Annotated in this window: 10 protein-coding genes; 7 read left to right on the top strand and 3 right to left on the bottom strand. The window is 68.5% G+C overall.

The window, feature by feature from the left end:
* The 5 genes from AC1D0A_RS08915 (at nt 1) to AC1D0A_RS08895 (ending at nt 6,801) form a co-directional block, all read left to right on the top strand.
* Complete coding sequence (locus AC1D0A_RS08915) at nt 1–2,292, top strand: molybdopterin oxidoreductase family protein (RefSeq protein WP_476945629.1); 2,292 nt, start codon at nt 1–3, stop codon at nt 2,290–2,292.
* Nucleotides 2,289–3,848, top strand: a complete 1,560-nt coding sequence (locus AC1D0A_RS08910; protein ID WP_476945628.1) for an FAD-dependent oxidoreductase — start codon at nt 2,289–2,291, stop codon at nt 3,846–3,848. Before AC1D0A_RS08915 ends, AC1D0A_RS08910 begins: the two co-directional genes overlap by 4 nt.
* Before the next feature lie 876 nt (nt 3,849–4,724).
* Nucleotides 4,725–5,210, top strand: a complete 486-nt coding sequence (locus AC1D0A_RS08905; RefSeq protein WP_243179694.1) for a hypothetical protein — start codon at nt 4,725–4,727, stop codon at nt 5,208–5,210.
* Between the two features lie 183 nt (nt 5,211–5,393).
* The gene (locus AC1D0A_RS08900; RefSeq protein ID WP_476945627.1) at nt 5,394–6,032 is read left to right on the top strand and encodes a hypothetical protein; all 639 of its coding nucleotides are present in this window, start codon (nt 5,394–5,396) and stop codon (nt 6,030–6,032) included.
* Between the two features lie 76 nt (nt 6,033–6,108).
* Nucleotides 6,109–6,801 carry a hypothetical protein gene (locus AC1D0A_RS08895; RefSeq protein WP_476945626.1) on the top strand — a complete coding sequence of 231 codons (693 nt, stop codon included), beginning with the start codon at nt 6,109–6,111 and terminating at the stop codon, nt 6,799–6,801.
* A gap of 16 nt (nt 6,802–6,817) precedes the next feature.
* On the opposite strand, the gene AC1D0A_RS08890 is transcribed toward AC1D0A_RS08895, so the two are convergent.
* On the bottom strand, nt 6,818–7,363 hold the full coding sequence (locus AC1D0A_RS08890; RefSeq protein WP_243179708.1) for a flavodoxin domain-containing protein: 546 nt from the start codon (nt 7,361–7,363) through the stop codon (nt 6,818–6,820).
* A gap of 188 nt (nt 7,364–7,551) precedes the next feature.
* Here AC1D0A_RS08890 and AC1D0A_RS08885 point away from each other — a divergent pair, with 188 nt between their 5' ends.
* Nucleotides 7,552–9,009 (top strand): benzaldehyde dehydrogenase, encoded by a 1,458-nt coding sequence (locus AC1D0A_RS08885; protein WP_476945715.1) that lies wholly within the window; start codon nt 7,552–7,554, stop codon nt 9,007–9,009.
* A gap of 28 nt (nt 9,010–9,037) precedes the next feature.
* Here AC1D0A_RS08885 and AC1D0A_RS08880 read toward each other — a convergent pair whose 3' ends face one another.
* Both AC1D0A_RS08880 and AC1D0A_RS08875 read right to left on the bottom strand, forming a co-directional pair.
* A complete protein-coding gene (locus tag AC1D0A_RS08880; RefSeq protein WP_476945625.1) occupies nt 9,038–9,700 on the bottom strand; it encodes a hypothetical protein in 663 nt (220 codons plus the stop codon).
* 64 nt (nt 9,701–9,764) lie between these two features.
* Nucleotides 9,765–11,180 carry an NAD(P)H-quinone dehydrogenase gene (locus AC1D0A_RS08875; protein WP_028278354.1) on the bottom strand — a complete coding sequence of 472 codons (1,416 nt, stop codon included), beginning with the start codon at nt 11,178–11,180 and terminating at the stop codon, nt 9,765–9,767.
* A gap of 108 nt (nt 11,181–11,288) precedes the next feature.
* On the opposite strand from AC1D0A_RS08875, the gene AC1D0A_RS08870 reads away from it, so the two are divergent.
* Nucleotides 11,289–12,107 (top strand): purine-nucleoside phosphorylase, encoded by an 819-nt coding sequence (locus AC1D0A_RS08870; protein ID WP_028278355.1) that lies wholly within the window; start codon nt 11,289–11,291, stop codon nt 12,105–12,107.
* Nucleotides 12,108–12,129 lie beyond the last annotated feature (22 nt).

The following is a 12,129-nucleotide window of genomic DNA, read 5'->3' as shown; positions in this document are numbered from 1 at the left end:
ATGACCAAAAGCGCCGACACGCACTGCCCTTACTGCGCTCTGCAGTGCGCCATGACGCTCACATCTCCAGCGGCTCTGACCCCGGCTGCCCGGCCGGGGTCAGAGCCCGTAGACGCTGCACCGGGCCCCGCCACTACCCCAACGTCCGCGCCGCTCCTGACAGTCGCCGGACGGGACTTCCCCACCAACCGCGGCGGCCTGTGCCGCAAGGGCTGGACCTCCGCCTCGTTACTGGACCACCCGGGCCGCGTCACGGAGCCCCTGCTGAAGGGCGCCGACGGCGTCCACCACCCGGTCAGCTGGGATGAGGCCCTCATGCGGATCGTCTCCGCCGTAAAACAGGCCCGCCTCGAGCACGGGGCTGACGCCGTCGGCGTGTTTGGCGGCGGCGGCCTCACCAATGAGAAGGCCTACCAGCTGGGCAAGTTCGCCAGGCTGGCTTTGGGCACCTCACGGATCGACTACAACGGGCGGTTCTGCATGTCCTCGGCAGCCGCGGCAGGCATGCGCGCCTTCGGCCTGGACCGCGGGCTCCCGTTCCCGCTCGCGGACCTCGACACCGCCAGCACCATCCTGATGCTCGGCTCCAACGTTGCCGAGACCATGCCGCCCTTCGTCCAGCACCTCCAGGGGGCCCGCGACGCCGGCGGCCTGATCGTCGTCGACCCGCGGCGCTCCGCCACCGCCGCCTTCACCTCCGACGGCGGCGGGCTGCACCTGCAGCCGCTGCCCGGCACCGACCTCGCCCTGCTCCTGGGTATCTCCCACGCGGTGATCCACGAGGGCCTCGCGGACGCGGGATACATCGCGGACCGGACCACGGGTTATGACGCCGCGGTCCGCAGCGTCGCCAGCTTCTGGCCCGAACGGGTCCAGTCGATCACCGGCGTCCCCGCCGGGCTGATCCGTGAAACCGCCCGGCGGCTGGCCGACGGCGCCGGCAAGGGCGGCAGCTACATCCTCACCGGCCGCGGCGTCGAACAGCACGTGGACGGCACTGACACCGCCACGGCCGCCATTAACCTCTCCCTCCTGCTGGGCCTGCCGGGCTCCGCGCGCAGCGGCTACGGCACGCTCACCGGCCAGGGCAACGGCCAGGGCGGCCGCGAACACGGCCAGAAGGCGGACCAGCTCCCCGGCTACCGGAAGATCACCGATCCCGCCGCCCGCGCCCACATGGCCAGGGTCTGGGGCGTGCCCGAACCCCTGATTCCCGGCCCCGGCCTTCCCGCCGTCGAACTCCTCAAGTCGCTGGGACAGCCCGACGGCGTCCGGTGCCTCTTCGTGCACGGCGCCAACGTGGCGGTGTCCGCCCCGGACGCGAATGCCGTGATCGCGGGCCTGCGCAGCCTGGACTTCCTGGTGGTGTGCGACTTCTTCCTCTCCGAGACCGCCGCCGAGGCGGACCTGGTCCTGCCGGTGACCCAGTGGGCCGAGGAGGAAGGAACCCTCACCAACCTCGAGGGCCGCGTGCTCCGCCGCCGCCGGGCCCTCACTCCCCCGCCCGGTGTCCGCAGCGAGCTGTGGATCATGACCCGGCTGGCCGAAATGCTGCACGCGCCCTCCACCTTCAGCGAGGATCCGGAAACGGTGTTCGAGGAGCTCCGGCTCGCGTCCTCCGGCGGCCTGGCCGACTACTCCGGGATCGGCTACGCCATGCTGGACCGTGGCGAGGCCGCCTACTGGCCCTACCCCGCCGGGAGCGCGGGCACGCCGCGGCTCTTCCTGGACGCCTTTGCCCATGCGGGCGGCCGGGCCGTGTTCACGCCGGTGACGCCCCGACGTCGTTCTTCTTCTGCGGGCTTCGCGTCCGCGGCGGACCGCCGGGTGGACCAGCGGGCCGACCGAGCCGGCGACGATCGTCCCGGCACGCCGATGACCCTCATTACCGGCCGCCTGATGGAGCACTACCAGTCCGGCGCGCAGACCCGCCGGGTGGCCGCCCTGGCCGAAGCCCAACCGGAGGCGCGGCTCCAGCTCCACCCCGCCGCGGCTGCCGCCCAGGGCATCGCCGACGGCGACTACGTCTCGATTTCCAACGAACGCGGCGTGGTCAGCTGCCGTGCCGAGCTGAGCACGGATATCCGCCCGGAGACGGTGTTCCTGCCGTTCCACTTCCCGGAGCTCGAGAGCGCCAACCGGCTCACGGAGGCGGCCACGGACCCCATTTCCGGGATGCCCGAGTTCAAGACCAGCAAGGTGTGGATCAGCCCGGCAGCTTCCCCGGATGCCCTGGCCGGCAAGCACAGCGGCGTTTCGGCCCGCGTTCTTCAAGCAGAGGAGACCTCATGACTGAGCGGATTGTGGTGGTGGGCTTCGGGCCCGTCGCCGCGAGGCTGATCGACGAGCTGCTGCCGGCCGTGCGCAGCGGCATCGCACACCTGACCGTCGTCGGCGAAGAGTCGGAGGCGGCGTACAACCGCGTGCTGGTGGCGGATCTTGGCGTCGGCCGGACGACGCCGGCTGCTCTGGCCCTCGCGGACGCGGCGGCACTGGTGGCCGACGGCGTCGATGTCCGGCTGGGCGTCCGCGTCCGCCGCGTGGACCGCGCCCGGCAGCGGGTCTTGTTGAGCGACGGCACCTCCCCCGGTTACGAGCGGCTCGTCTTCGCCACCGGTTCACGGCCGGTCATCCCGAACCTGACCGGGCTCAACCCGGACCCGGCCGCGCCGGTGCTGCCGCCGGGCGTGACCGCCCTGCGCGATCTTCGCGACGCGTCCGTGCTGCATTCTGCCGTGGCGGGCGGAAAGCGCGTCGTGGTCCTGGGCGGCGGTGTGCTGGGCCTGGAGACGGCCCTCGCCGCGGCCGAGGAAGGCGCCACGGTGACCGTGGTGCACAATGGCCCGCATCCTTTGGGCCGGAACATCGACCGCGGCGGCGGCGCCGTGCTCGCGGCGTCCCTGCGGAACTGCGGCGTGCGGGTGGCCGGCAACGCCCGCTCGGTCGGCGTCGAACACAACGCGCCCGACGGCGGCTTCTCCGCCTTGTTGCTGGATGACGGCTCCGCGATCGACGGCGACCTCCTGGTCCTCTCCTGTGGTGTCCGGCCGCGGACCGAACTTGCGGAGGGCTGCGGGCTCTCCACCGGTGCCGGGATCCTGGTGGACCACAAGCTCCGCGCCCACCACGAGCCCCACATCTTCGCGATCGGCGACTGCGCCGAGGTCCGCTGCCTGGACCCCGAGTGCGTTCAGTGCCGGACTGCGGGGGGTCCCTCCGGGCTGGTCGGCCCGGGCTGGCGGCAGGCCGAATGGCTCGCCGACTATCTGACCCTCCTGGCGTCCGGGGCTCCTGCCGAGGCGGAAGCCTTGCCGGCACTTCCGGCGGAACTCCCGGGCGTGATCGTGCTCAAGGCCCGCGGCATGAACCTGGCCGTCGCCGGGGATGTGTCCGCGGACCCGTGGGACGAGGACGCCTTGAGCGCCGGGGCCGTGAACGGCCGGGCCCGGCTGCAGATCGCCCAGTGGGCCGATCCCGAGCACGGCCGCTACGTCAAGATGACCACCCGCGCCGGCGTGCTGGAAGGCCTCGTGGCCGTGGGCATGCCGCGCACCTCGGCCGAGCTGGTGCAGCTCTTCGAACGCGGCGCGGAACTGCCGGCCGACCGGTCGCTGCTGCTGCGCCTGGACGGGCCGGACCAGGTCGCTTCCGCAGGTGCCGCCGACCCCGCCCGGACGGTCTGCCGGTGCGCCGGTGTCAGCGGCACGGCCATTGCCACTGCCGTGTCCGAGGGCTGCGGAACGGTGCCCGAGGTATCGGCGTCCACCCGCGCCGGCACGGGCTGCGGCGGCTGCCACGAGGACATCAAGGGCATCATCGAGGCCCACTTTCAGGGGGCGGCTGCCTGAGTACTAACCCGCTGGGTTATCGAAGTTCCTCTGCCACTGGGCATGCTCGAGGCCCGCTTCCAACCGGCGGTCCGCAGTCCACCTAGGCAGATATTCGAGCGCTGGTATCTCGCGGGCAGGCTTGGACCTGTGCGTGGGCTGCACAGGCTTGGGTTTAGGACGGGTCTGGACAGCCTTGGCCACAGGCCGAGTCTGGACGGGCCTCCGGGTGTAACTCGGCCGTGTGTCGGCCGCGTGGTGCCTCGTCCAGGCCACAAGCGCCCAAATGGCGAGTCCTGTCAGGGTGAGTTGCCAGTATGTGACCAGTATCCCGATGACGACCAAGATCAGAAATAGAGCGGGGATCCACATGACGACATTATGCCTATGCAACACGCCCAAAGGTAGAGGCCTTATTCCCCCGATCGCCCGCACGGCGGCGCCGAAGGAAGATCCACGCACGCGAAGAGAACTCCAAGCTGGACCGGCCATCATCCAAAAGAGCCCCGACCAACCGTGAGGGCTCTGGCCAACTCCGCTCCGCTAAGGCTAAGCGGCCTTTCCAAACCACACAGGAATGAACACATACCGGGAAGCCCCGACATCCTTCGGACGCAGCTCACTGCGTGACCCAGACGCGCCACGGGTTCGGCCTTGCCGCTGGTTCTTCTAAGGCCAGTTCGCTTGATGCAGTTCGTTCTCGCCCGATCCTGCGGGAGCCCTGGTGCTGCCAGCCGGGCTGGCCTATCTCCGCAGATAAGTAGCGGACACCTCATAGGCGCGTAGTCGATACCTGCGTTGGAGCCGGAGGGCTGCGGTAGCATGCAAGGGCTTTGCAGTCAGGGACTCGTCCCGTATGTCTGGGGGGACTTTTGCAAGCTACAAAGGAGGACCTTAATGAAACGCTGGCTCGCACCCATCACCATCGCAGTCGCCGCCGCACTCTCCGCAAGTGCCGGCCCGGCTGTTGCCGCCGCCACTCCCGTTCCGGTGGACCAAACACCTTTCACGATCGCCTGTCCGACGTTCGATCTCCAGGCTCAGCTCTCGGGCAAGGCAGGGACTGTCGTCCTGCCGGGAGACCGGGTCGCCTTAACCGGCCCCAATTTGAGGATTACCCTCACGGGGCCCGCTCCTGCTCTGAAAACGGTGACCTACGTCATTACCGGGGTGACCCACGTTACGACCCTGCAGGACGGCAGCTTTGACGTCACCGCCACAGGGAGGAACACCATTATCGTTCCAGACGCGAACGGGCACCCCGCGGGGCTGTTCCTCACTACGGGCACCATGCACTGGACGCTCAATCCTGACTTCAGCGAAAGGACGTTGTTCTCCGGAAAGGGCACCGTAACCGACGTCTGCAGCTTGCTGGCGCCGTAACCCCCGACAACACAGGGCGCCCCCGGCAGTTGCCGGGGGCGCTTTTGCCTTCAAATCGGCCAGTCCGGAGTTCAGGGCACTTAGCAACTCCAACCGCCCCGAAGCGGGCCTTTCTCCCCTTGGCACGTCCGAGGGGTGGGGATGCAATGAACGTAGGTTCCGTTCATCCGCAGGAGGCATCCCATGAACGTCCCGGTCATTTTGGCGCTCGGCGCGATCATTGTGTTCGCGGTCGTGATGGGTGTTGTCATGTCCCGTGAAAAGGATCCGCAACGGCGGGCCGCCGCGCTGACGCGCACCGGCGCGGCCGTCATGGCGGCGTTCACCGTCATCGGGGGAATCTTCATCGGCGGCTTCGCGATGCAGGACCCGGGCGGAACAACCGGACCGCTGATCACGCTCGCCTGGGTGGTGCCGATGCTCATCCTCGCGGTCTCGGCCTGGTTCTGGCCGGCGGCAACCGCTCCCCTGCTGCTCGCCCTCGCCTCGGCCTTCATCGCCGCGTGCGTGTGGCTCGCCTTCGACCCCGCCGCCCTGAGCGCCTTCCTCAACGACAACGGCCCCCTCATCGCCGTCAGCGTTCTCGCGCTGGCGTTCCCGGCCGCAATCCTTGGCCTGAAAGTTACCGCACTGGCCGGCTGGCTGTTGGTGGGCTTGGGGGTGTTGCCGCTGTTGATCACGATCATCGGAAGGTCGGGTGCGGTCGGATCGCTGATCGCCGCCAGCTTGGTTCCCCTGGCCTGCGGGATCGCCTATCTGCTGTCCGTCCGGATGGCCAGGGCCGGTTCGACGTCGGGAACCACCCACCCGGCGGCCGCCTAAGGCTGCCGCACCGCCGCCAAACCCGGCCGCGTAACGCAAATCGGGCCGCGGGCAAACGGCGGGTAGCATCGGGGCCATGAGCGCCGACGACGACGACATCACCGAAGAACTGCTGGCCGACGCCGGGAAGCTGACCGGGTTGAGCCTGGAACTGCTTGGGCTCGACCCCCACCCGGACGACATGACGGCCGAGCAGCGGTTCCAGTTTGATCCCGAGGACCTGGCCGAGATGGCCTCCGTCTCCTCCGAAGACCGGCGCAAAGCCGTGGGCCAGACCCGCCTGCTGGCCGGACTCCTGTGGAACTCGTCCAGCATTCTGATCGACCAGTTGTTCCGCGATCTCGGAACGCTCAGCACGCTGGATGTTCTCACGCCGGCCGACATCGCCGGCACCTCCGTCCTGTCCTCGCTGCCGCCCCAGTTCGCCGCCAGCTACGACGCGAAGTTCACCCAGAAGTTCATCGTGGTCGCGGCCGACGTCACCGCGTCGCTGGTCCGGGGCTGGACCGCCCCCGGCTGCCTTGCAGCGGAACTAGCCGTCCGCTGCCTGCTCGATCAGGCGGAAATCACCGAGGACATCTACGAACTGGACCTTCCGGAGGACTGGCGGGCCGACGTCGAGGAAGTCCTGTTGGAGGATGCCGACAGTGACGCGCTGTACTCCGACAACCTTGACGTTCTCGAGGACGACGCCGCAAGTCTGGATTTCGAGCAGTGGTTCAAACCCTTCACCCCTGGCGACACGGTTCCGCCGTACGCCTACTCCTGAGCTCTACGACTGAGCCCTACGGCTGGGCCGGCGGCTCGGCGAACCGGGCCAGGAAGTCCTCCGTGAAGCGCCTGACTCCGTCCCACTCGGTGTACACGTAGTCACGGGACGTGTCCGTGTCGAGGGATCCTTTGTCCTTGGCGATCTTCTTCATGACGTGCTTCTTGATGAACCCGTAGTGGGTATAGAGCAGGGCGCCGGCGAACAGTCCGACGTGCGCGGGCCGCCACCCCGTGTCCTGCTCGAACTTCTCCACGTAGCCCTCCGCGGTCTGCTCGTCCCCCTGCGCGGCCATGCTCACTGAGACGAGGGCGGAAGGCAAACGCTCGAGCTCACCGCGGTTCTTCTTCACGAAGTCCGTGACGTACCCCTCGTGCTTTCCCACGTGCACGGAGGCCGCCACGATCACGCCGTCGTAGCCGCCCGGAAGGGTATCTCCGGAAAGTTTGAGGTCCGCCGTCTCTGCTTCGTGCCCGAGCGCCCGGATCACGTCGCCGATGTAATCCGCGATTTTTGCTGTTTGTCCTTCAACGGTTCCGTAGGGGACATAGATTTTGGCCATGTGCCAAGTTGACCTCGCCCGGCTGTGACGCACTACGGCCGAAGGTCCCGCGGGCGGCAACGCACGGCCCTCTTGACGCCCGCACTCTTGACGGCGGCGGCCTACCGACATGAGATGGACGAAGGCCCGGTCCGGTTCTGATTCGACCGGCCGGTACACAAGCAGAACCCTCGATGAAAGGACGCAACATGTCCCTGCTCGACTCCGCCCTCTGGGACGGCAGGATCTACCTCAGCGGCTGGCGGCCCGGGCGCGGCGGGACCGGTGACGCCGTCGAACCGGCCACTGGAGAAACGCTGGGCCGCTATGGCGTGGCCTCCGTGGAGGATGTCCGCGAAGCCGCCGCGGTGGCCGCGAAAGCGCAGAAGGACTGGGCCGCCCGCAACCCGGAAGACCGCGCCGCCGTGCTCCGCCGCGCGGGACAACTCTGGGAGGAACACTCGGCGGAAATCCAGGCCTGGATCGTCCGCGAATCCGGCGGCATCCCGCCCAAAGCGGGGCTGGAAACCCACATCGCGGCCAACGAATGCTACGACGCCTCCGTCCTGCCCTCACTCCCGGCTGGCGACGTGCTGACCTCAAACGAGAGCCGCTGGTCCTTCGCCCGGCGCCGGCCCGTCGGCGTCGTTTCGGTGATTGCACCCTTCAACTTCCCGCTGATCCTCTCCATCCGCGCAGTCGCCCCGGCGCTGGCCCTTGGCAACGCCGTCCTGCTCAAACCGGACCCGCGCACTGCGGTCTGTGGTGGCGTCACCTTGGTCCGGGTGTTCGAGGAGGCGGGTCTTCCGCCCGGCCTGCTCTCCCTGCTGCCCGGCGGCGCCGAGATCGGCTCGGCCGTCGTAGAGGCACCGGAGGTCAGCGTCATCGCCTTCACGGGGTCGACGGCGGCAGGGCGCAAAGTGGGCGAGGCGGCCGGCCGGCTGCTCAAGCGTGCCCACCTGGAACTCGGTGGGAACAACGCATTGATCGTGCTGCCCGGCGTCGACCTCCCCAAAGCTGTCTCCGCCGCCGCGTTTGGCTCCTTCATGCACCAGGGTCAGATCTGCATGGCGTCCGGCCGGCATATCGTGCACGAGGACATCTACGAGGACTACGTCAGCTCCCTGGCGGAAAAGGCCCGCCATCTACCGGTAGGCGACCCGAAGAGCGGAACAGTGGCGCTGGGCCCGGTGATCGACGAGAAGCAGCTCCACCGGGTGGACACGATCGTTCAGGACGCGGTGCAGGGCGGCGCGCGCCTGGCCGCCGGCGGCAGCCATGACGGCCGGTTCTACCAGCCCACCGTGCTCGCCGACCTCGACCTCGCCAGCCCGGCGTGGAAGGACGAGATCTTCGGCCCCGTCGCCCCGGTGATGAAGTTCTCCACCGTGGACGAGGCCGTTGCCCTGGCCAACGACAATGAATACGGGCTTTCGATAGGAATCCTCGGCGACGTCGGGATGGCCATGACGATCGCCGACCGGCTCGACTCCGGAAAGATCCATATCAACGAACAGACGGTGTCCGACGAGGCCAACTCGCCCTTTGGCGGGGTCAAGAACTCGGGCAACGGCTCGCGGATCGGCGGCCATCACGCCAACATCGAATCCTTCACGGAAATCCAGTGGCTGACCGTGCGGCCGGACATCGCGCCGTACCCGTTTTAGGCCGGGTAAATGCGGGAGTTCCCCGTACTTAGGGCTCGAACAAGACCGAGCCGGTCATGAAGATGCCGCGCTGCGGGACCCAGAATTCCCCGAGCCGGTCCTGGACCGGCAATGCCGACGCCTGTCCCAGGCTGTGCCCCTGCAGCTGCGCTTTGCTTTCGCGGACAAACCACATCTGACGCGGACGCGCCAAGAACGTTTGGCCGTTGGGCGCCGCGCCCGTCAGCCCGAGGTGCCCCGCCCCCAGCACCGGGCCGGCAACGGCCCCCATGGCGCGCAGGAACGTCCGGCTGCGCCACAGCCGCTCCGGAACGGCGCCGGACACCGCGGACATAAGCCGGGTCATCGGCGTCGCCGCCAGCGTCAAATCCCAGCTCAGGTCCACGCCGGCTCCGACTTCCACGCTAAGGGAATAGCCGTCACGCCACCGGATGGAAACCCGGCTAGTGGACGCCGAGCCGATGGCGCTGCCGAAGTAGCGGGGGCAGGAGGTCCCGGGGTCGGTGGTGCTGTGAATCGCCCAGACGCCGGCAGGGTCGCGGATCCAGACCGAAATGTAGCCAGGGCCGACGGACGATGCCGGAAAATGCCGAAAGGCCAGGACGTAGCCGGAGCTGAACGGAACGCCCATGACGGCGTAGCCGGCAAAGCGTTCCTCTGGACCGGGGGGCAGCGCACAGTTCTGTTTCATCGGCTCAACAAGCGAGCGGGGACTCTGCATGGCTCCGGCCTCCGGTTTTGCTACATGTGAACTGTTACATGTGGACGTGGAGCCGCCGGGCCGCTTCGGAGATGGAGCCGCTCAGGGACGGGTACACGGTGAAGGTGCTGGCGATGTCGTCGACGTGCAGCTTCTGGGTCACGGCGATCGAGATCGCGAAGATGAGCTCGGAGGCGTTCGGGCCCACCACCACCCCGCCGATCACGGTGCCGGAGCCCTTGCGGGCGAAGATCTTGATGAAACCGTCGCGGTGGTTGCGCATCTTGGCGCGCGCGTTGCTGCGCAGGGACAGTTTGATGACGTCGGCCTGGTACTTGCCCGAATCAATCTCGGCCTCGGAGACGCCCACGTTCGCAATCTCGGGCGAGGTGAAGATGTTGGACGCCACCTGGTGCAGCTTAAGGGGCATGACACTGTCGCCCAGGAAGTGCGCGATCGCGATCCGGCCCTGCATCGCGGCGACGGAGGCGAGCGCCAGCACGCCGGTGCAGTCGCCCGCGGCGTAGATGTTCGGCGCAGTGGTGCGCGAGACGCCGTCGACCTTGATGTGGCCGCTCTCGGTCAGCGCGACGCCGGCTTCCTCCAGGCCGATGCCGGCCGTGTTGGGGATGGAGCCGACGCAGACCAGGCAGTGGCTGCCGGTCACCTTCGAACCGTCGCCGAGGGTGACCACGACGCCGTCGTCCGTGCGCTCGACCGTCTCGGCGCGGGCGCGGGAGAGGACCTTGAGCCCGCGGCGTTCGAAGACGCCCTCGAGGACCTCGGCGGCGTCGGTGTCCGAGCCCGGCAGCACGCGGTCGCGGCTGGAAATCAGGGTGACCTTGGAACCCAGGCCGTTGTAGGCCGAGGCGAACTCTGCGCCCGTGACGCCGGAACCCACCACGATCAGCTCTTCGGGGAGCACGTCCATGTTGTAGATCTGGGCCCAGTTGAGGATGCGCTCACCGTCCGGGCGGGCCGTGGGCAGCTCGCGCGGGTGGGCGCCGACCGCCAGCAGGATGGTGTCTGCCTCCACCGTCTCGGTGCCGTTGGCGGTGAGGACCTCGATGGTGTGGTTGTCCAGCAGCCTGCCGGAGCCGATCAGGATGCGGACGTTCTGGTGTTCCAGCCCGACTTGGATGTCCTCCGACTGCTTCCGCGCCAGCCGCAGCAGGCGGTCGTTGATGTGCTTGAGGTCCGCGCGCATCGTAGGGGTGCAGTCGCCGCCGTCGAGGTCGAATTTAACCCCGAGCTCGCCGGCCTCGCCGACGCGGGTCATCAGATCTGCCGTCGCGATCAGGGTTTTGGACGGTACGACGTCGGTCAGCACCGCCGAGCCGCCGAGGCCCGCACGCTCGATAATGGTGACCTGCGCCCCCAGCGAGGCGGCGACCATGGCGGCCTCGTAGCCGCCAGGCCCTCCGCCGAGAATTGCGATGCGGGGTGAGCTGAAGTCAGGATGCGTAGTCACAATCAACCATTGTCCACCATCTGAACCGGAGCCACCAAGAATCCGGGCCGCGCGCGGGTCCGGCCGTGCATGCTGGGCAGCGGGCCCCGGCCGCGATAACTTGTACCGGTGAGTACAACAGAATTCCTGAACACGGACCCTTTCGACGCCGCCCGCGCCGCCGCCGACTACATCGCCGCAGAGACGGGCGTCGACTCCCATGACGTCGCGCTGGTCCTCGGTTCGGGCTGGGGCGACGCCGCCGAGCTCATCGGCGAGACCACCGCCACCTTGTCCGCCGCCGAAATCCCCGGCTTCTCCGCACCGTCCGTGGTGGGGCACGTGGGGACCATCCGCTCGGTCCTGACCAAAGAGGGCAAGCGGGCCCTGGTCCTGGGCGCACGCACGCACTACTACGAGGGCAAGGGCGTCCGCGCCGTGGTGCACGGCGTGCGCACCGCCGCCGCGGCCGGCTGTAAGACCCTCGTGCTGACCAACGGCTGCGGCGGGCTCAACGAGAACTGGACGCCCGGCACGCCGGTGCTCATCAGCGACCACATCAACCTCACCGCCACTTCTCCGCTGGAAGGGGCAACGTTCGTGGACCTGACGGACCTGTACTCCTCCCGGATCCGCGGGCTGGCCCGCGAGGTGGACCCGTCGCTGGACGAGGGCGTCTACGCCCAGTTCACCGGCCCGCACTATGAGACGCCCGCCGAGGTGCAGTACGCCAAGCGGATCGGCGCCGACCTGGTGGGCATGTCCACGGCGCTTGAGGCGATCGCCGGCCGTCACGCCGGCATGGAGGTCTTCGGCATCTCGCTGGTGACCAACCTCGCCGCCGGGATCAGCCCCGTGCCGCTCAGCCACGGGGAAGTCCTTGAGGCCGGCGAGGCCGCCGGCCCGCGGATTTCCAAGCTGCTGGCAGACATCATCGCCAAGCTCTGATCCTGGTTCTGGGCTAGGCCCC

This window comes from Arthrobacter sp. P1_D4 (assembly GCF_056406115.1).
Note: the sequence above shows the minus strand (reverse complement) of the source record. Positions and strands in the feature narration are given on the sequence as shown.

Excerpts from the sequence above, each read along its gene's own strand:
- AC1D0A_RS08915 (WP_476945629.1), top strand. The coding sequence starts at position 1 with ATGACCAAAAGCGCCGACACGCACTGCCCTTACTGCGCTCTGCAGTGC.
- AC1D0A_RS08910 (WP_476945628.1), top strand. The coding sequence starts at position 2,289 with ATGACTGAGCGGATTGTGGTGGTGGGCTTCGGGCCCGTCGCCGCGAGG.
- AC1D0A_RS08905 (WP_243179694.1), top strand. The coding sequence starts at position 4,725 with ATGAAACGCTGGCTCGCACCCATCACCATCGCAGTCGCCGCCGCACTC.
- AC1D0A_RS08900 (WP_476945627.1), top strand. The coding sequence starts at position 5,394 with ATGAACGTCCCGGTCATTTTGGCGCTCGGCGCGATCATTGTGTTCGCG.
- AC1D0A_RS08895 (WP_476945626.1), top strand. The coding sequence starts at position 6,109 with ATGAGCGCCGACGACGACGACATCACCGAAGAACTGCTGGCCGACGCC.
- AC1D0A_RS08890 (WP_243179708.1), bottom strand. The coding sequence starts at position 7,363 with ATGGCCAAAATCTATGTCCCCTACGGAACCGTTGAAGGACAAACAGCA.
- AC1D0A_RS08885 (WP_476945715.1), top strand. The coding sequence starts at position 7,552 with ATGTCCCTGCTCGACTCCGCCCTCTGGGACGGCAGGATCTACCTCAGC.
- AC1D0A_RS08880 (WP_476945625.1), bottom strand. The coding sequence starts at position 9,700 with ATGAAACAGAACTGTGCGCTGCCCCCCGGTCCAGAGGAACGCTTTGCC.